This is a genomic window from Caballeronia sp. LjRoot31 (assembly GCF_964253885.1).
Lineage (GTDB): Bacteria > Pseudomonadota > Gammaproteobacteria > Burkholderiales > Burkholderiaceae > Caballeronia.
In genome coordinates this window covers 2,725,762-2,745,098 of record NZ_CAXURX020000001.1, presented here as the reverse complement: position 1 = coordinate 2,745,098, position 19,337 = coordinate 2,725,762, and the positions used below count along the sequence as shown (strand labels likewise).

The window sequence follows — 19,337 nt, the reverse complement described above, 5'->3', positions numbered from 1 at the left end:
CGGGTTTGGCGGTGGCGAAAAACAAAAAACCCGCGTCGGCACAAGGCGCGATGCGGGTTTTGGGGATACTTGACAATGTGATACGTATTCTGGCGGAGAGACGGGGATTCGAACCCCGGTTAGGTTTGACCCTAAACACGCTTTCCAGGCGTGCGACTTAAACCGCTCATCCATCTCTCCAGCAAGTCGCGGATTATAGCAAACTCGCGCGTCTGTGCCAGCCCCCTTGTGGAGAAGAGGTTATCGAGGTTGAAATCCGGCGGCGACGCGACTTGCCACCGGTCGCTCACCCCCGCTGCTTAACCTCCAGCCGGAACTTATGCAGCAAAGGCTCCGTATATCCGCTAGGTTGCGCACGCCCCTCAAAAACCAGCGCCTTCGCCGCCTTGAAAGCCAGCGACGTTTCAAAGTGACCGGCCATCGGCTGATAGTGCGGGTCGCCGGCATTCTGCTGATCAACCACCTTCGCCATGCGCTCGAACGTCTCGCTGACCAGCGCCTCCGACACCACGCCGTGATGCAGCCAGTTGGCAATATGCTGGCTCGAAATCCGCAGCGTCGCGCGGTCTTCCATCAGCCCGATATCGTGGATATCCGGCACCTTCGAACATCCCACGCCCTGGTCGATCCACCGCACCACGTAACCCAAAATCCCCTGCGCGTTGTTCTCGATTTCCTGGCGAATTTCCTCATCCGACCATTGCGCCTTTTCGACGACGGGAATCGTCAGCAGCCCATCGAGCAATTCATCGCGGGCGCCGCTGTAACGGGTTTTCTCCAGCTCCTTCTGCACGGCTTGCACATCGACCTGATGGTAATGCAGCGCATGCAGCGTCGCGGCGGTCGGCGAGGGCACCCATGCCGTGTTCGCGCCCGCTTTCGGATGAGCGATCTTCTGCTCGAGCATCGCGTGCATCAGGTCGGGCATGGCCCACATGCCTTTACCGATTTGCGCGCGCCCACGTAACCCCGAGCTCAGTCCCGCGAGCACGTTATTGCGCTCATAAGCCGTGATCCACGCCGACGATTTCATGTCGCCCTTGCGCATCATCGGACCGGCTTCCATCGCGCTGTGCATCTCGTCGCCGGTGCGGTCGAGGAAGCCCGTGTTGATGAACGCCACCCGCGCCGAAGCCACCGCAATGCACGCCTGCAGGTTGACGCTCGTACGCCGTTCCTCGTCCATGATGCCCATCTTGACCGTGTAGCGCGGCAGGCCGAGCAGGTCCTCCACGCGGCCGAACAGCTCATCGGAGAAAGCGACTTCCGCCGGGCCGTGCATCTTCGGCTTGACGATATAAATCGATCCCGTGCGCGAATTGAGCTTGTTTTGCAGGTCGTGCATTGCACCGAGCGACGTCATCACGGCGTCGAGAATGCCCTCGGGAATCTCGTGCCCGTCGCGATCGACAATAGCCGGATTCGTCATCAGATGCCCGACGTTACGGATGAACAGCAGCGAGCGGCCATGCAGCTTCACCGTCGAGCCATCGGGTGCGGTGTATTCGCGATCGGCGTTCAGACGGCGCGTGAAGGTCTTGCCGTTCTTGGTGACTTCCTCCGCCAGATCGCCTTTCATCAGGCCGGTCCAGTTGCGGTAGAGCTGGACCTTGTCGGCGGCATCGACGGCGGCCACCGAATCCTCGCAATCGATGATCGTCGAGACCGCGGCCTCCATCAGCACGTCCTTTACATGCGCGGCATCGGTCTTACCGATGGAGTCGGTCGCGTCGATCTGGATCTCGAAGTGCAGGCCGTGATGCTTGAGCAGCACCGCGGACGGCGAGCCGGCATTGCCCTGGAAACCGATGAACTGATCGGGTGATTTCAACGCCGATGAACCGCTTTTCAGCGCAATGACAAGCTTGCCGCCCTCTACGCAATACGAGGTGGCATCGACGTGAGAACCGTTGGCGAGCGGCGCGGCTTCATCGAGGAACGCCCGAGCGCGGGCAATTACCGCTGCACCGCGAGCCGGGTTGAATTGTGCTGTGCGTTCGGCGCCGTCGGTGTCGGGGATTGCGTCGGTGCCATAAAGCGCGTCGTACAAACTGCCCCAGCGCGCATTCGCGGCGTTGAGTGCATAGCGCTGGTTCGACAGCGGCACGACGAGTTGCGGCCCGGCTTGTTCGGCGATTTCCGTATCGACGTTTTCGGTTGTGGCCTGCACAGCAGCGCTCGCCGGCACGATGTAGCCGATGCCTTCCAGAAATGCACGATACGCTTTCAAATCGCGCACCGGTCCCGGATTCGCCTTGTGCCACTGATCCAGTTCCGTCTGCAACCGGTCACGCTCGGCGAGCAGCGCACGGTTCTTCGGGGCGAGGTCGTGAACGAGGGCATCGAGTCCTTTCCAGAACGCTTCGCTCTCTATACCGATTCCCGACAGCGCTTCGTCATCGACATACTGGCTAAGCTCGGCTGCAACCTGCAATCCGTTTCGCTTGATCATTTGACTCATGGGTAACTCCAGCTCGGTTTGTATTCTGTCCGCGTTCGCCGCTTTGCAGCAATGTATTGCCATGTTAACGCTTCTTGATTGTTTCGATCGGTTCCGGCGTAGGCGATCACCTCGACACACAGCCGCAGCGCGTAAAGACAAGATCCGCGGGAGTGACTATATTTGTCGTCCTGTGCGCCGAAACAGACCAATAAACCGCTCCGGCCAGGCGTTATGCCGCACCTTCCACGCTTTTGTCTAAAGGATATCCATGACCGATTTGTCCGCTTTCCCCATCACAGCAAAATGGCCTGCGCAGCATCCCGACCGGATTCAGCTTTATTCGCTGCCGACACCGAACGGCGTCAAGGTCTCGATCATGCTGGAGGAGACCGGGCTGCCGTACGAGCCGCATCTGGTGAGCTTCGAGACCAACGACCAGATGTCGCCCGCGTTTTTATCGCTGAATCCGAACAACAAGATCCCCGCAATCCTTGATCCCAATGGCCCGGATGGCAAGCCGCTGCCGTTGTTCGAGTCGGGCGCGATCCTGCTCTATCTCGCCGACAAGACCGGTCAGTTCATCCCGCAGGACGCGGCCGGCCGCTATGAGACGATCCAGTGGGTCATGTTCCAGATGGGCGGCATTGGCCCGATGTTCGGCCAGCTCGGTTTCTTCAACAAATTCGCCGGCAAGGACTACGAAGACAAGCGCCCGCGTGAGCGCTACGTGGCCGAGTCGAAGCGCCTGCTTGGGGTACTTGAGCAACGCCTGGGCGGGCGTGAATGGATCATGGGCGACACCTACACGATCGCCGATATAGCAAGCTTTCCGTGGATACGAAACCTGATCGGCTTTTACGAGGCAGGCGAGCTGGTCGGTATCGAAAACTTCCCGAATGTCAGGCGCGCGCTCGATGCGTTCGTCGCCAGGCCGGCGGTAGCAAGAGGGCTGAATATTCCGAAGCGGGGGTGAAGAGGCTTGCGAACCGGCTGAAGTGTATTCTCGACGAAGGCGGCCACGCGCCGGCTTCGTTTATCTGGACATTGACCAACGCCATATCGGGCCACGTTTCTCTTCCGGCCGAATGTTTGTTCACCCGTCGCGAGCGTCGATCTTTAATCAAGTTATCAAAAAAATAATAGATTTTATTCAAATTTCCAAAATCCGGGTTTTAACTAAATAGAGTTTAAGTTGGTTTAGTAATCAGCGATATAAAGCTGTCCGTTTTTAATAATTATTTTTAAATGAAACAATCGATCGTTTCTCGTATGTCCGTAAAACAATAAATCCCTTGACGCTTTCCCCGCGTACGCCAACAATCATCTCCACAGCATCTCGAAAAACCGGATTTTAATCGCACGGCCTCTCGTATTTCATAATCATGACGGAAACCGAAACTCGCCTTCGAAAGACGGAAGAGCTCCGTAGCTTCCTCTTTCTGACCATTATCATGGTTCCTGTATTGACCATCATGTTTGTTGCCATTTATGGCTTCAGCGTGTGGTTCTATCAAATGCTGATCGGCGGTCCGCCTCACTGACCAATGCGCGGATTAATTCGTTTCATGTAATTGAAAGCGACAGGAGTCGATTCATGTCTGCACGCCTGAAAAATGCATTCGCTGAACTCGTTTCAATTCCCGAGGCGCATATTGCGGGAATTGTCGTGCATGCAAGTCAATCGAATCTTGAAAAGATCAAGCAGGCTATTTCACTTATCCCCGGGTCCGAGATTCACGTAACCAGTCCAGAGGGAAAAATAATCGTGACGCTGGAGGCGCGCCGCTCTGTTGACATCGTCGATCAACTGAATGCCATCCATGCGCTGCCGGGTGTTTATTCGGCGTCGCTTGTTTATCAACATCACGAGGATATTGAAGCGCTCGACCAGGAGATTCGCGATGAGCCTGACGCGTCGAAGCTTTATTAAGCAGACGGCGGCGGCGACCGCTGCATCGGCGGCCGGCGTCGCGCTGCCAGCGCTTTCCGCTGGCGTGAACAAGAGCCTCGCTGCTGTCGCCGATGCCGACGTGACCTGGTCGAAGGCGCCATGCCGCTTTTGCGGGACAGGCTGCGGTGTGAGCGTAGGCGTAAAAGCCGGCAGGGTAGTCGCGACCCAGGGCGATCCGCTGGCCGAAGTGAATCGCGGCCTGAACTGCGTAAAAGGTTATTTCCTCTCGAAGATCATGTACGGCGAGGACCGCCTGACCACGCCGCTGCTGCGCATGAAGGACGGCAAGTATGCGAAGGACGGTGAGTTCACGCCGGTCTCGTGGGACCAGGCATTCAGCACGATGGCCGAGCAATTCAAGCGCGTGCTGAAAGCGAAGGGGCCGACAGCAGTCGGCATGTTCGGCTCGGGCCAGTGGACGGTGTTCGAAGGCTATGCCGCGGTGAAACTCATGAAGGCGGGGTTTCGCAGCAACAATCTTGATCCGAACGCACGGCATTGCATGGCGTCGGCAGTGACCGGTTTCATGCGCACCTTCGGCATGGACGAGCCTATGGGCTGCTACGACGATATCGAGCAAGCCGACGCGTTCGTGCTCTGGGGATCGAACATGTCGGAGATGCATCCGATCCTCTGGACTCGTGTGACGGACCGCAAGCTGAGCGTCCCGAAGACAACGGTCGCCGTGCTGTCGACGTTCGAGCATCGCAGCTTTGATCTCGCGGACTATAGGGTGATTTTTACGCCCCAGTCCGACCTCGCGATCATGAATTACATCGCGAACGTGATCATCAAGACGAATCGCGTGAACAAGGACTTTGTCTCGAAGCACGTGACGTTCAAGGAAGGCAATACGGATATTGGCTATGGCCTGCGTCCCGATCATCCATTGCAGAAAGCCGCTAAAAACGCGGGCGATCCGAATGGTTCGAAGCCCATGGACTTCGACGCATTCGCGCGCTTCGTCTCGAAGTACGACGCGGATTACGTGACGAAGTTGTCGGGCGTGCCCAAGGCCAAGCTCGATCAGCTCGCCGAGCTTTACGCCAATCCGAATATCAAGGTGGTGTCGTTCTGGACCATGGGTTTCAACCAGCACACGCGCGGCACGTGGGCGAACAACATGATCTACAACCTTCACTTGCTGACGGGCAAGATCGCAACGCCGGGCAATAGCCCGTTCTCGCTGACCGGGCAACCGTCGGCATGCGGCACGGCACGGGAAGTGGGGACGTTCTCACATCGGCTGCCGGCGGACATGGTGGTGACGAACCCGGAACACAGGGCGCACGCGGAGCAGATCTGGCGGTTGCCCGCAGGCACAATTCCAGAAAAGCCCGGCTATCACGCGGTGCTGCAAAACCGCATGCTGAAGGACGGCAAGCTGAACGCGTATTGGGTCATGTGCAATAACAACGTCCAGGCAGGCGCGAACCTGAACGAAGAGACGTTGCCCGGATATAGGAACCCTGAGAATTTTATTGTGGTGTCGGACGTATACCCGACCGCGACGGCCGTGTCCGCCGACCTGATCCTGCCCGCGGCAATGTGGGTGGAGAAAGAAGGCGCGTATGGCAATGCCGAACGCCGGACGCAATTCTGGCATCAACTGGTGGAAGCACCTGATGGCGCCCGCTCCGATTTATGGCAGTTGATGGAGTTCTCGAAGCACTTCAAGGTCGAGGAGGTCTGGCCGCCGGAGTTGATCGCAAAGAAGCCGGAACTCAAGGGCAAGACGCTCTACGACGTGCTCTACCGCAACGGCCAGGTCGATAAATTTTCGAGTAAAGATAGCAATCCGAACTATAAGAACGATGAAGCGAAGGCCTTTGGTTTTTATGTGCAGAAGGGGCTCTTCGAAGAATACGCGACCTTCGGTCGTGGGCATGGTCACGATCTTGCCCCCTTCGACGCTTATCACGAAGCGCGCGGTTTGCGTTGGCCGGTAGTCGATGGCAAGGAGACGCGCTGGCGTTACAGGGAGGGATCGGACCCTTACGTGAAAGCCGGCACGGGGTATCAGTTCTACGGCAACAAGGATGGCCGGGCAGTGATTTACGCGCTGCCCTATGAACCGCCGGCCGAAGCGCCGGACAAGGATTTTCCGTTCTGGCTCGCAACGGGACGCGTGCTCGAACACTGGCATTCCGGATCGATGACGCGCCGCGTGCCGGAGTTGTATCGGGCATTCCCCAACGCCGTATGTTTCATGCATCCCGACGATGCAAAAGCGCTCGGCTTTCGACGCGGAGACGAAGTCAAGGTGATGTCGCGACGCGGTTTTATCCGTACGCGGATCGAGACACGCGGTCGTGACAAACCGCCGCGCGGTCTCGTTTTTGTACCGTGGTTCGACGCGAGTCAGTTGATCAACAAAGTGACGCTCGACGCCACCGACCCGATCTCGCTACAGACCGACTACAAGAAGTGCGCCGTCAAGATTGTCCGAGTCTGAGGAGGCTGCCATGCGAGCGTGGACCGTGGTGGTTGCAGCAAGTCTTTGTGTTTTTTCCCAGGCGGCGTCGACCCAGCCGGTGATTCCTGCCGAACCGTTTCACGACGCCATGCGCGGCACAACGCCGATCGATGAAGAGGCGAAACCGCCTTTGATTGCACCTATCGAAAATAAGGATGTCATCCGTGGCCGCGCCTATGCACAGCAGCCGCCGACGATCCCGCACAAGATCGACGGTTATCAACTCGACAAGAACGCCAACCGTTGCCTCGCGTGCCATGCGAGGAGCCGCGCGGCCGAGAGTGGAGCCGTGCCTATCGGCGTATCGCATTACCTCACCCGAGACAACGTCACGCTCGGAAGCCTCTCGCCGCGGCGCTATTTCTGCACGCAGTGTCATGTCCCGCAAGCCGATACGAAGCCGCTTGTCGGCAACACGTTCACGGATGCGGAAGATGTGCGCGTCGCGCCCGGGCCTGCTGGGCCGAACGCGGCCGGGAAGAAGTAGGAGCGTGCGATGTTCGGCTTGATAAAGCGCTACTGGCAGACGATCAACCGCCCGAGCACCTACTACAGCCTCGGCTTCCTGACGCTGGGCGGGTTTATCGCGGGCGTGGTGTTCTGGGGTGCGTTCAACACGGCGCTGGAAGTGACGAGCACTGAAGCGTTCTGCACCAGTTGCCATGAGATGCACGACAACACCTTCGCTGAACTGAAGAGCACGATTCATTACAGCAACCGTAGCGGCGTGCGGGCGATCTGTTCTAACTGCCATGTGCCGCACGACTGGACGGACAAGATCGCGAGAAAGATGCAGGCGTCGAAGGAAGTGTGGGCCAAGGTATTTGGCACGGTCAACACGCGCGAGAAGTTCCAGGAGAGGCGGCTTGAACTCGCCGAACACGAGTGGCGCCGCATGAAAGCGAACGACTCGCTGGAGTGCCGCAATTGCCACTCGTTCGAGTCCATGGATTTCACGCGCCAGAGCCCGCGGGCACAGAGCGCGCATCAGCGCTTTCTCGGCACGGGCGAGAAGACGTGTATCGATTGTCACAAGGGTATTGCACACGAATTGCCGGACATGACCCAGGCAATGCGAGATCAACAGCTGCGCGAAGCGCGTTCACATTGAGAGGTCTACGATGAAGCAGAACACGTTTATCCCGTCGGAATTCTCTTCGGCAAGATCGGGCGATGCACTTTTGTCTGTCGACAAACTGGCCTTCGACCGCGGTGGGCAAAGGCTCTTTAGCGACGTTGGATTCGACGTTGACGCCGGCCAGGTGCTGCAGATCCACGGCCCGAATGGCAGCGGCAAGACCACGCTGCTGCGCGTGCTCGCGGGTCTGTTGCAACCGAGCGAGGGCACGGTGCGATGGCGCGGCAAGGATGCGCAGGCGCGTCCGGAAGTGTGGCGGCAATCGCTTGCGTATCTCGGGCATCTGAACGGCATCAGCGACGATCTGACCGCTGCCGAGAACCTGACCTTCAGCTCGGTGCTGGGCGAAGTTGCCGAAGAGCGGGTAGAGGTCCAGGAGAAGGCGCTCGAGAGCGTCGGGCTCGACCGCTATCGGCACGCGATTGTGCGCGGCTTGTCCGCGGGACAAAAGCGCCGGCTCGCTATCTCGCGGCTGTTGCTGGAACACAAGCCGCTGTGGTTGCTCGACGAACCGGCGGCAGCGCTGGACGAAGAATCGTCCGGTGTGCTCGAACGCTGCATTGCGGGACATCTGGAGCGAGGCGGCATCGTATTGATGACCACGCATAAGCTCATCACCACCGCGCCTTCGGCCACCCGCAATCTCTATTTCGAACCGTGCGGCCGATGTTCCGACTGACGGCGCGCATCGTGCAGCGCGAACTGGCCCTGACGTGGCGGCGACGCACCGCCGCGCTCGGCTGCCTGCTGTTTTTCGTCATCGCGGCGAGCCTGTTTCCGCTCGCGGTCGGGGCTGATCCAGCGCTGTTGCAAGCTATTGCACCCGGCGTGTTGTGGGTGACCGCGCTATTCGCCGCAATGCTTTCGCTAGGGCGTTTATTCGGCCCTGATTTCGCCGATGGCGCGCTCGACCAGATGCTGCTTTCGCCGCGTTCGCTAATGACGATTGTCGTGGCGAAGATCGGCGCGCACTGGCTCACGAGCGGCTTCGCGCTCGTGTTGCTTGCGCCCGTTCTGGCGCTTCAATACGGTTTGTCCTTCGATAGCGTCTGCCGCCTCACGGCAGCGTTGTTGCTCGGAACGCCTGTTCTGAGCCTTATCGGTTCGATGGGCGCAGCGTTGACGCTCGGCGTGCGGGGCGGCGGCATGCTGCTCGCGGTATTGGTGCTTCCACTCGAAACCCCCGTGCTGATCTTCGGCGCCAACGCGGCCGATCCATCACGTGCCGGCGCATGGTCGACGGCCAATTTTTCGCTGCTCGGCGCAAGCCTGCTGGCGGCACTCGCGCTGTGCCCGGTCGCAACCGTCGCGGCGCTGAGAATCTCGGCGGAATGAGGGCGTATCGATCATGAACTCATCTATCGCGCTGACCGGCTGGTTGCGTTACGCATCGCCGAGACCGTTTCATCGGCTGGCGGGGAAGATGATTCCCGGCTTCGCTATGGCCGCGCTATTACTCGCCATGCCGGGCATCCAGATCGCGTTGTTCATCGCGCCCACGGATGCCGTGCAGGGCGACGTTTATCGCATCATGTTCGTGCATGTGCCGGCGGCGTGGATGTCGATGCTGCTCTACGTCGTGATGGCCGCTTACGCGGCGCTCGGCCTGATCCTCAACGCGCGCCTTTCCGCGATGATGGCCCGCGCAATCGCCCCGACCGGCGCGATTTTCACCGCCCTCGCGCTGATGACCGGCGCGCTGTGGGGCCGCCCGACGTGGGGGGCGTGGTGGGTCTGGGACGCCCGGCTCACGTCCGAACTGATTCTGCTGTTCTTGTATCTGGGCTTCATGTCGCTGCATGGCGCCATCGACGACACCCGTCGCGCCGATCGTGCCTGCGCCGTGCTCGCGCTCGCCGGCGTGGTCAATGTGCCCGTCATCTATTTTTCGGTGCAGTGGTGGTACACGCTGCATCAGGGGGCATCGCTTTCATTCGGCAGCGGGGTATCGATGGACAGCTCAATGCTCGCCGGCCTCGTTGTAATGACGCTGGCGTTCTGGTGTTACGCGATTGCCATGGTGCTCGTGCGGGTGCGGCGGATTATCGATGAACGAGAGGCAGCATGATGAACATCGTGAACAGCTTGACCGGTGGCGATGGCGATCTCTGGTACCTGTGGGTCGCGTTCGACATCACCTTCCTCGTGCTCGCCATCGAGATCGCGATAACGGTCGGTTCGAACAGGCGGCAGCGCAGGCGCGGGCATGTTGTCCATCCGCACACACGCGGCAACACGTTGACGGAGAAACCGTGAAAGGGCGCACGCGGCGCGCGTGCGGTGTCGCCGCCGGGCTTGTGGCGCTCGGCGGCGCTGCGGCGCTTGTGTTGAATGCGTTCAACGCCAACGTGATGTTCTTCGTCACGCCCTCGCAACTCGTCTCGGGCAGCGTGAAACACGCAGCACGACTGCGCGTGGGTGGCCTCGTGGAGCGCGGGTCGGTCGAACGCGATGCGAGTGGGCTGACCGTGCGTTTCATGATCACCGATACGGCCCGGGAGATTCCCGTGCTTTACAGCGGGCCTCTGCCCGACCTGTTTCGCGAAGGCAAGGGCGTGGTGGCGCAGGGCAGATTGTTGCCGGACGGTGTGTTCCTGGCGGATCAGGTGCTGGCCAAACACGACGAGAAATACATGCCGCCGGACGCCGCTGAAGCCATCAAACGCGCGCGTTCCATGCGGGTATCGGACACGGCGCTTGTTCCCGCTGGGGCACCACAATGATCCCGGAACTTGGCCAGTTCGCACTGATCGTCGCGTTGGTGCTCGCGATCACAGCCGGCGTGTTGCCGCTTGTCGGCGCGGCCCGTGGGGTCCCCGGCTGGACGCGAAGCGCGTGGACGCTTGCACGTGGCCAATGCGGATTTGTCACGATGGCGTTCGGTTGCCTGGCGGTTTCATTTATAGGCAATGATTTCTCGGTGGCGTATGTCGCGTCGAATTCCAATTCGATGCTGCCGGTCATCTACCGCTTCGCGGCGGTCTGGGGCGGCCATGAAGGTTCGCTGTTGCTCTGGACCTTGCTGCTCACGTGGTGGATGGCGGCGGTATCCGTATTCAGCAAGCAGCTTCCCCTACCCATGGTCGCGCGTGTGCTCGGCGTGATGAGCTGGATCAACGTGGGTTTCCTGCTGTTCATGCTGTGGACTTCGAATCCGTTCACGCGTCTTTTGCCACCAGCAATGGATGGCCGCGATCTCAACCCGTTGCTGCAAGACCCGGGTATGGTCTCGCATCCACCCATTCTTTATATGGGGTACGTCGGCTTCGCGGTAGCGTTCTCGTTCGCCGTCTCGGCGCTGTTGTCGGGCGAACTCGATGCCGCCTGGGCGCGCTGGTCGCGACCGTGGACCACGGCCGCGTGGACCTTCCTCACGCTGGGCATCATGCTCGGCAGCGGCTGGGCGTACTACGAACTCGGATGGGGCGGATGGTGGTTCTGGGACCCCGTGGAGAACGCGTCGTTCATGCCGTGGCTCGTCGGTACGGCGCTGATGCACTCGCTTGCCGTCACTGACAAACGCGGCAGTTTTCGCGCGTGGACCGTGTTGCTTGCCATCTGCGCGTTTTCGCTGAGCTTGCTCGGCACGTTCCTTGTGCGTTCGGGCGTCATTACGTCGGTGCACGCATTCGCCTCTGATCCTACGCGCGGCATTTTCATCCTCATGTTCCTGTCGATAGTGACCGGCGGCGCGTTGATATTGTTCGCATGGCGAGCGCCGAAGATCGGACTGGGCCCAGGATTCGCCGCGATATCGCGTGAATCGTTGCTGTTGTCGAACAACGTCTTGCTGATGGTCGCGGCCGCTTCCGTATTCCTCGGCACGCTGTACCCGCTCGTGCTCGATGTGCTCGGGCTCGGAAAGATTTCCGTCGGTGCGCCGTATTTCGACGCGGTATTCGTGCCGTTGATGACACCCGCCATATTCCTCATGGGCATCGGACCAATTGCGAGGTGGAAGTCCGCGCGCCTGCCCGATATTCTCGTGCGTTTGTGCTGGGCGGCGTTGGTCAGCGTGGCGTCGGCGATTGCGTTGCCATGGCTCGCGGGCGGATGGAAACCGATGGTTGCGCTGGGCATGCTGCTGGCCGTGTGGTGCGCAACCTCCGTGCTCACTGCGTTGGCCGGACGTATCGCGGAACAACGAGGAATCTGGATCCTGCGATTCTTTCATGTGCCGCGCGGGTTCTACGGCATGCTGGTTGCGCACTTGGGCATCGGGGTTTTTATCGCTGGGGTGACGCTGGTCAAAGGCTATGAAACGGCCGGCGATGCGCGGCTCGATATCGGGCAATCGATCGAGGCCGGCGGCTACACCTTTCGCTTCGATGGCACGAAACCGGTCGATGGCCCGAACTATCGCGCATTGCGGGCGAGCATAGTGGCGAGCCGCGAAGGGCGCGTGATCGCGGTGATGCATCCGGAGAAACGCTTCTTCGTCGTGCAGAAAACAACGATGACCGAAGCCGCCGTCAACCGCGGCGTGTTCCGCGATCTCTACGTCGCACTCGGCGATGCAGCCGATAACAGCGACACCGCGTGGACCGTGCGCGTGCAGATCAAACCCTTCGTCGACTGGATCTGGGCGGGGTGTTTGTTGATGGCGTTCGGCGGTGTGCTGGCGGCAAGCGATCGGCGGTATCGGCTGGCCGTGCGTGAGCGGCGGCAGGCTGTGGCGGGTGCGCCGCATGTGCGGATTCGAACGCAGGCGGCTATGGCGGCAGCTAACGTAACGAATGTAGCGAACATCGCGAACGTAAAGGAGACGAAATCGTGAAACGCTTCCTGCTCCCGCTGATTCTCTTCGCGTGCCTGAGCGCGGTGTTGGCGGCGTCGCTATCGAACGATCCGAGACGCTTGCCGTCAACATTCATCGGCAAGGAAGCGCCCACGTTCGACCTGCCGCGTCTCGATGCCGCCGACCGGCAACTGTCTCCCGAAGCGTTGCGCGGGCAGGTATGGGTGATGAACGTGTGGGCCTCATGGTGCGAGTCGTGCCGCGATGAACATGCGGCACTCGTCGCGCTCGCCGGCAAGAATATCGTGCCAATCTATGGGCTCGATTACAAGGATGATCCGGACGCCGCGCGACAGTGGCTCAGGCAGGCAGGCAACCCGTATATTGCATCGATGATGGACCGCTCGGGGCAGACAGGAATTGACTATGGCGTGTATGGCGTGCCTGAAACGTTTGTGGTCGACCGGCATGGTGTGATCCGCTTCAAACGCTCGGGACCGCTGACGCAAGCCGCACTCGACACGCAAATCCTGCCGCTGGTGCGAAGCCTTCAAGGCGAGGGCAGCGATGAATAGCATCGTGGTCGGGTTGTGTTGCGTGTTGGTGATTGGCGTGGCAAGCGCAGCCGCCAACTCCGGCGTCGTGATGATTGCCGACGCCGATGTCAGCACTCAGGGAACCGCCCACTTCCCCGCTGACGTTGACGCACAGGTTCAAAGCAACAGTAACGTTCGAACGCAAGCCGATGCCAACACGAGCGCAGGAATCACCTTGACTGCGAGCGCCGCCCCGGAACTTGCCGCCCGCATCCGCGACCTTGAATCGAGCTTTCGCTGTCTCGTATGCCAGAACGAAACCATCGCGGATTCCACCGCCGATCTCGCCGCCGACCTGCGCATGATCATTCACGAGCAAGTCCAGCAGGGCGCAACCGATGCGCAGATTCGCGACTACATGGTGACGCGTTACGGAGATTTTGTTCTCTACGATCCGCCGTTCAAAACACTGACATGGGTTCTCTGGCTCGGCCCGTTCGTCCTCCTCGCGCTTGGTCTCGGGGTGTTCGCAGGCATCGTTTTGCAACGCCGGAAGATGACCCCGCCGCCGCTCACTGACCTGCAGCAGCAACGCGCCAGACGGCTGCTGGGCGACCGGCCATGATTACCTTCTGGATCATCGCGGCCGTGATGTTGATAGCGGCTATCCTGTGCGCGGTCGTGCCGTTGATGCAGCGGGAAAATGCAACCAATGCACCGAGGGCTCGCGAGCTGAGCGTGTCGCTGTATCGGCTGGAATTGGCTGATGCCGACGCGGATCTGCGCTCGGGCGCGCTATCGCCAGACCAGCATGCAAGCGTGCGCAACGATATAGAACAGCGCGTACTCGCCGATACCGCTGGTTCGCCTTCGCTCGCACGCAGTTCCACGTCGGGTACGGCTACACGCGCCGCAACCTGTGCCGTGCTGATTGCGCTGTTCCCGAGCGCCGCGTGCCTGCTGTATCTGAAGCTCGGTGAACCGGCCGCGCTCAAGCTGGACACGTCGCTGGACGACTCGCTGGGCCTCTCGCACGACATGTCGTCGATGTCGGTGGAGATGATGGTTTCGCGGCTCGCGTTTCGTCTGCGCGATCATGCGCCAGATCCTCGCGATGCCGCCGCCTGGGCCACGCTCGCGCGCTCGTACACCGTGCTCGAGCGGCCGACGGACGCGGTCGCGGCCTATGCGAAGGCGGTGGCGCTCGAACCGGGCGACGCACCGCTGCGGGCCGATTTCGCCGATGCCATCGCCAGCGCGGACGATGGCCGGCTCGCCGGGCGAGCATCGGAGGAGATTGCGGCGGCGCTCGCCATCGATTCCGCCGATCCGAAAGCGCTTGCGTTGGCGGCATCGGCGGCGTTCGACGCGCGGAGTTATGCCCGCGCGATCGGGTATTGGCGAAGGCTGATCGCGACGTTAAAGCCGGATTCGCCCGAGGCTGTCCGGGTGCGTAAGAATATTGATGAGGCGGTGGGCTTGAGCGCGGTTACCGTGGATATTCGACTGGCCGATGGCGCGCACGTCGCGCCCGATGCAGCGGTCATCGTGACGGCTCGCTCGAGCGACGCGCCGGCTTCGGCGCCGACGAACACGGCGAGCGCGGCGGTGCCGACGAACACATTGCTCGGCGAGCGTCGGCTGGCTGCGGGTGAACTTCCCATCACGATCGTTCTCGATGACTCGCTTGCCATCAACGCAACCGACACCTTGTCGGCGCACCAGCAGGTTGTGGTGGAAGCGCGGATTGTTTCTGCATCGGGAGAGAACTACTTGATCGGACGAGGCGACGCCAAGGGATTGGAGAATCGACACGCCAGCGTGGTGATCGCGGCGCCATCGCCATAGGCGCTTCATATCAACCGCCACTTTGCCAGCGCTCCGATTTTCGACCTGCTGCAAAAACTTGTTAAGCTCGGCATTTGGTCACCTCATTCGATTACCTTAATGCCCGGCATGTTCGAGTTCGAAGCGCTATTGCTAATTGCCTACAAGAAGGAGCGCGCGACGAGCCGGCGCTTGTCGAAGCTCACTTCGCTCTCCGCTCACGCCGCTTTGGCGCAGACGCTGGAAAAATCCGCCGGCACGCAGACACTTGCGGAGCTCGTGAGCGCACGCCGTCGGGAAAAGGCCGCGACAGAACAGGCGCGACACCGTCGTGAAGAAGAACGTGCAGCCGCGCGCGCGGCCAAAAAAGTGCGACCCGCTGTCCGTGATGCCCTCGCCTGGCACGCCTGGTTCGACGGTTCGGCGCATCCGAATCCTGGCAAGATCGGCATTGGCGGTGTGCTGGAGGGCCCGGACGGCGACGTTGTGAAAATCAGCGCACGGGCCGGTCATGGCGACAGTTGCGAGGCGGAATATCTTGCGCTTATCGCGGTGCTCGAAGCCGCGGTATCACGAAAGCCGGCGCCGGCCAGGCTTGTGATTCATGGCGACAGTCAGGTCGTCATTGAAGACGTGCTTCGCGACGAAGCCAGCAGCGCGCCCGCACTAAGTACCTACGCAGCGCAGGCGCGCGGTCTGATCGCGCAACTCGCCGATGTCCGCCTTCAGTGGATTCCCCGCGCCCGCAACGCCGCCGCCGACGCGCTCTCGCAGCACGCAGTTCGCAGCGATATTCATGCGGACACCCGTGCAGATACTCACGACAGATCGCGTACGTCCACCACGGGCGTGTCGCCGAACGTATCGCTCAACGCGTAGTCGAGGACTTTTCGCGCAGCGTCGGCCGGGGTCGAAAGCTGGCCGCTGCGTTTGAGTTCCTCGAATTTTTCTCGCAGCGGAAAGTGCTCCAGACCGGTGCCTCGGATCTCGGCTTGCATGTCGGTATCGACCACACCCGGTGCCACGCTGCACATTCTCAACGCCCGGTTGTTATCCAGCGCGACGGCGCGCGCGTGATGATCGAGCGCTGCCTTCGTCGCGCAATAGATGCTCCAGCCGGGATACGCATTGCGGGCCGCGCCGCTCGATATATGCACGATACGTCGATCAACAGCCGCCGGGCTTGCTGCAGCCACTGCCGCTGACAACATCAATGGCGCGGCAACATTCAGGCTCACCGATCGCCCGATCGCGTTCACGTCTTGCGCCTCAATTGCCCCCACCGGCTGCAACATGCCGGCATTGTTGATCAGCAGGACGGTATGCGCACCATCGACAAACCGGGCGAGCGTTTCAGTCCCAAGCCATTCGCCGAGCGCGGTGGGATTCGCGAGATCGAGTTCGACCTCTTGCAAGAGGGGTGAAGTGGACGCGTTGCTGCGCGTGCGCGATACCCCGAGTACCGCAATGCCGCGTGACAGCATGAGGCCGGCCAGCGCTGCACCGAGACCGCGTGTGTGACCGGTGAGAATCGCCTTGATAGTGTTCATGTCGATGCAACCTGAGGGTGGATTGAAGACGCAAAGTTACCACGAGTTCTAAAAAGGCAACGGGCCGGTCATTTATCGACCCAATAGATCGTTATACGAAATGATTGAAGGTATACAAAAACACATTCAATATGAAGAGGAATTAACGGTAACAACCAATAAAATCGAAAACGCCTCCAACGCTTCATCGAGATTTCATCCATCGTCTTAGTCTCAAAAAACTGAACGCTGTATATGCAAGCCTTTGCCACACATTTCTATAAAGTGTTGGGATAATCGCGACTTCCCATGTATCGGACTCCTGTATTAATGAATCAACCGCGTTTTTTCATATCGCCTGTCAGGCGTGTGTGTCGCGAACGGTTCAGAGGCGGGGGGCGCCGTCCAACTCTATTGAGATTTACCCATGACTCCACATCCGTCCGGCGCGTCTCAGACGCGCTCGTTCACGACTGTTTTCCTCATCGAGATGTGGGAACGTTTCGGTTATTACGGCATGGCTGCGTTACTCGTGCTGTTCATGATCGACAAGCTCGGTTTCGCCGATTCCCACGCCAACCTCACATGGGGCGCGTTCACCGCGCTCGTGTTCTCGGCGCCGGCAATTGGCGGCTGGATTGGCGACAAGGTGCTGGGTGCGCGGCGCACGATGATCTTCGGCGCGTGCGTTTTGGCATCGGGTTATCTGATGCTTTCCATTCCGGTCGAGTCATTGGGGTACCTGTACGCGGCGCTGGGTGTGATCGTGGTCGGCAACGGCCTCTTCAAGGCGAACGCGGCGAATCTCGTGCGGCGCATTTACGAAGGCGATGACGCGCGCCTCGACAGCGCGTTTACCATTTACTACATGGCCGTCAATATCGGCTCGACCATTTCGATGCTCGCAACGCCGTGGATCAAGGATCACTGGGGTTGGCACACCGCCTTCGCCGTGTGTTTCGCGGGCATGGTGCTCGGCTTGGTCAATTTCATGGTGATGCGGCGTACGGTCGGGCACATCGGCTCTGCTCCAGACGATGAACCCATGATGTGGGGCCGCTTTGCAGCGGTCGCGGTGGGTAGCGTGGCCTTGGGCCTCGCGACGGTATTCGTGCTGCAGAACGAACACGTGGCGGCGATCTGCGTATATGCGGCAGGTGTTGCCGTGCTCGTGATCTTCGGCTGGATGCTTTTGAAATGCGATCGAAGCGAACGCGCTGGTCTGCTCGCTGCGTTGATCCTCACGCTGCAGGTCATCCTGTTCTTTATCTTTTATCAGCAGATGTCCACCTCGCTGACCTTGTTCGCGCTGCGCAACGTGGACGCATCGTTCACGCTCTTCAACGTGACCTTGTTCTCATGGAGCGCGGCGCAATTCCAGGCGTTGAATCCGCTCTGGATCATGCTGCTGAGTCCGTTCCTCGCGATCGCCTATACGCGGCTCGCGAATAGCGGTCACGATATCCCCATCGCCGCAAAGTACGCGCTCGGTTTCATGGTGGTCGCGCTGGGCTTTTTCGTGTTCGCGTTCAGCGGCCGTTATGCCGTCGATGGCCGTGTGTCGTCGTGGTTCATGGTTGGCGGCTACGGGCTCTATTCGCTTGGCGAACTGCTGGTGTCCGGGCTGGGTCTCGCGATGATCGCCCACTATGTGCCCGCACGCATGAGCGGCTTCATGATGGGAGCGTATTACGTCGCAACGGGGGTGTCGCAGTATTTGGGCAGCGTGGTCGCCAACTTCGCGCGCATGCCTTCCAATGACCTGAGTTCGCTGCAATCGCTGCCGCTTTATACGAAGCTTTTTTTCGGACTCGGCTGGCTCGCGGCGGGTGGGGCGGCGGTGGCAATCATTCTGCTGCCGCTGTTGAATCGCTTGTCGCGAGAACACCGGCGTTGTGTGGAAGCGGTACGCCGTGGAACTGATCCGTACCCTCGGCCGAAGCCGGCATCGCTGCAATAACTTCAACGCATTGGTATTCGATAGCAATATTCTTCGATTCGGTTTGACCTGACATACCCTTAGCGCTATAATCTTTTTCGCGGGGTGGAGCAGTCTGGCAGCTCGTCGGGCTCATAACCCGAAGGTCGTAGGTTCAAATCCTACCCCCGCAACCAGAGATTCAACGCATAAAGCCCGGTCTATCCGGGCTTTATGCGTTTACGGCTTGCTGCATGGTTGGAAAGCGCTTCAATGACGAGTAATGAAGTGATCGTCAAGCGCAAAAAGCCCACACAATAGGAATTGTGCAGGCTTTTGAATTCTGGATGCGTGGGCAAGGTCGACGCAGTGATCGACGCAGTGATCGACGCAGTGATCGACCCAGTGATCGACCCCTTGAGACTGATTCACCGTTCAGCGGAAGTAGCGCAGGGAAGCACGGAGCGCGTTTTATATTTCCGCGCGATCTATTCATGCGGGCAAGCCGTCATGGTCGATTCAGCGAGTCCGCTTTCAACGGTGCTTGATGCGGCTGCAGCCTTAGCCTCGCTCGGTTCGCCTCTATGGGCGAAGTGCTTCACGAGGTTGATTCGCGCGGATCGAGCCACACATTGGCCGCCGGGCCTGGGCGCTTGGGCCGTGTCGAAGTCCGGCATTGATCAGGCATATACCCCGGGACCTATTGAACAAGTCCCCGGCTACTCGGCGCTTCGATCGAACTTGATCGACCTGCAAGCCGCCGTTCAGACGTGCAACAACA

19 protein-coding genes and 2 tRNA genes are annotated in these 19,337 nt (G+C 60.1%); 18 read left to right on the top strand and 3 right to left on the bottom strand.

Translation table 11 applies throughout. The features are described from left to right. Positions 1-90: 90 nt before the first annotated feature. Positions 91-180, bottom strand: a tRNA-Ser gene (locus ACSQ8V_RS12130). A gap of 106 nt (positions 181-286) precedes the next feature. Next, positions 287-2,461, bottom strand: coding sequence for a malate synthase G (locus tag ACSQ8V_RS12125; RefSeq protein ID WP_436205859.1), 2,175 nt, complete (start codon positions 2,459-2,461; stop codon positions 287-289). Between the two features lie 250 nt (positions 2,462-2,711). Between ACSQ8V_RS12125 and ACSQ8V_RS12120 the strand changes: the two genes are divergently transcribed. The 16 genes from ACSQ8V_RS12120 (at position 2,712) to ACSQ8V_RS12045 (ending at position 15,988) form a co-directional block, all read left to right on the top strand. After that, entirely contained in the window at positions 2,712-3,416 is a 705-nt protein-coding gene (locus tag ACSQ8V_RS12120) for a glutathione S-transferase N-terminal domain-containing protein (protein ID WP_436205858.1), read from the top strand. 409 nt (positions 3,417-3,825) lie between these two features. Beyond that, the gene (locus tag ACSQ8V_RS12115; RefSeq protein ID WP_031359061.1) at positions 3,826-3,984 is read left to right on the top strand and encodes a periplasmic nitrate reductase, NapE protein; all 159 of its coding nucleotides are present in this window, start codon (positions 3,826-3,828) and stop codon (positions 3,982-3,984) included. A 53-nt stretch (positions 3,985-4,037) separates the two neighbouring features. After that, entirely contained in the window at positions 4,038-4,373 is a 336-nt protein-coding gene (locus ACSQ8V_RS12110) for a chaperone NapD (RefSeq protein WP_213761739.1), read from the top strand. Beyond that, entirely contained in the window at positions 4,345-6,849 is a 2,505-nt protein-coding gene (gene napA, locus ACSQ8V_RS12105) for a periplasmic nitrate reductase subunit alpha (protein ID WP_213761738.1), read from the top strand. Before ACSQ8V_RS12110 ends, napA begins: the two co-directional genes overlap by 29 nt. A 10-nt stretch (positions 6,850-6,859) precedes the next feature. After that, positions 6,860-7,357 (top strand): nitrate reductase cytochrome c-type subunit, encoded by a 498-nt coding sequence (locus ACSQ8V_RS12100; protein WP_213761737.1) that lies wholly within the window; start codon positions 6,860-6,862, stop codon positions 7,355-7,357. 9 nt (positions 7,358-7,366) lie between these two features. Beyond that, positions 7,367-7,981, top strand: a complete 615-nt coding sequence (locus tag ACSQ8V_RS12095) for a NapC/NirT family cytochrome c (protein WP_436205857.1) — start codon at positions 7,367-7,369, stop codon at positions 7,979-7,981. A 10-nt stretch (positions 7,982-7,991) separates the two neighbouring features. Continuing rightward, positions 7,992-8,687, top strand: a complete 696-nt coding sequence (gene ccmA, locus ACSQ8V_RS12090) for a cytochrome c biogenesis heme-transporting ATPase CcmA (RefSeq protein ID WP_213761735.1) — start codon at positions 7,992-7,994, stop codon at positions 8,685-8,687. Next, the gene (gene ccmB / locus ACSQ8V_RS12085; RefSeq protein WP_213761734.1) at positions 8,675-9,343 is read left to right on the top strand and encodes a heme exporter protein CcmB; all 669 of its coding nucleotides are present in this window, start codon (positions 8,675-8,677) and stop codon (positions 9,341-9,343) included. Before ccmA ends, ccmB begins: the two co-directional genes overlap by 13 nt. 13 nt (positions 9,344-9,356) lie before the next feature. Beyond that, positions 9,357-10,076, top strand: coding sequence for a heme ABC transporter permease CcmC (gene ccmC, locus ACSQ8V_RS12080; RefSeq protein ID WP_436205856.1), 720 nt, complete (start codon positions 9,357-9,359; stop codon positions 10,074-10,076). Continuing rightward, positions 10,073-10,264: a heme exporter protein CcmD gene (locus tag ACSQ8V_RS12075; protein ID WP_436205855.1), complete on the top strand. Its 192-nt coding sequence runs from the start codon at positions 10,073-10,075 to the stop codon at positions 10,262-10,264. Before ccmC ends, ACSQ8V_RS12075 begins: the two co-directional genes overlap by 4 nt. Next, entirely contained in the window at positions 10,261-10,731 is a 471-nt protein-coding gene (gene ccmE, locus ACSQ8V_RS12070; RefSeq protein WP_436182076.1) for a cytochrome c maturation protein CcmE, read from the top strand. The genes ACSQ8V_RS12075 and ccmE overlap by 4 nt, the downstream gene beginning before the upstream one ends. Continuing rightward, positions 10,728-12,785, top strand: coding sequence for a heme lyase CcmF/NrfE family subunit (locus tag ACSQ8V_RS12065; RefSeq protein WP_436205854.1), 2,058 nt, complete (start codon positions 10,728-10,730; stop codon positions 12,783-12,785). The genes ccmE and ACSQ8V_RS12065 overlap by 4 nt, the downstream gene beginning before the upstream one ends. Further along, positions 12,782-13,321, top strand: a complete 540-nt coding sequence (locus tag ACSQ8V_RS12060) for a DsbE family thiol:disulfide interchange protein (RefSeq protein WP_213761730.1) — start codon at positions 12,782-12,784, stop codon at positions 13,319-13,321. The genes ACSQ8V_RS12065 and ACSQ8V_RS12060 overlap by 4 nt, the downstream gene beginning before the upstream one ends. Further along, positions 13,314-13,907 carry a cytochrome c-type biogenesis protein gene (locus ACSQ8V_RS12055; RefSeq protein ID WP_436205853.1) on the top strand — a complete coding sequence of 198 codons (594 nt, stop codon included), beginning with the start codon at positions 13,314-13,316 and terminating at the stop codon, positions 13,905-13,907. Before ACSQ8V_RS12060 ends, ACSQ8V_RS12055 begins: the two co-directional genes overlap by 8 nt. Further along, complete coding sequence (gene ccmI / locus ACSQ8V_RS12050) at positions 13,904-15,130, top strand: c-type cytochrome biogenesis protein CcmI (RefSeq protein WP_436205852.1); 1,227 nt, start codon at positions 13,904-13,906, stop codon at positions 15,128-15,130. The genes ACSQ8V_RS12055 and ccmI overlap by 4 nt, the downstream gene beginning before the upstream one ends. Positions 15,131-15,229: 99 nt before the next feature. Next, positions 15,230-15,988 (top strand): ribonuclease HI family protein, encoded by a 759-nt coding sequence (locus ACSQ8V_RS12045; RefSeq protein ID WP_436205851.1) that lies wholly within the window; start codon positions 15,230-15,232, stop codon positions 15,986-15,988. On the opposite strand, the gene ACSQ8V_RS12040 is transcribed toward ACSQ8V_RS12045, so the two are convergent. Next, positions 15,928-16,659 (bottom strand): SDR family oxidoreductase, encoded by a 732-nt coding sequence (locus ACSQ8V_RS12040; protein WP_436205850.1) that lies wholly within the window; start codon positions 16,657-16,659, stop codon positions 15,928-15,930. The genes ACSQ8V_RS12045 and ACSQ8V_RS12040 overlap by 61 nt on opposite strands. Positions 16,660-17,065: 406 nt before the next feature. On the opposite strand from ACSQ8V_RS12040, the gene ACSQ8V_RS12035 reads away from it, so the two are divergent. Both ACSQ8V_RS12035 and ACSQ8V_RS12030 read left to right on the top strand, forming a co-directional pair. Beyond that, a complete protein-coding gene (locus ACSQ8V_RS12035; protein WP_436205849.1) occupies positions 17,066-18,598 on the top strand; it encodes a peptide MFS transporter in 1,533 nt (510 codons plus the stop codon). A gap of 78 nt (positions 18,599-18,676) precedes the next feature. Beyond that, positions 18,677-18,753 (top strand) — tRNA-Met (locus ACSQ8V_RS12030). Positions 18,754-19,337: the final 584 nt, after the last annotated feature.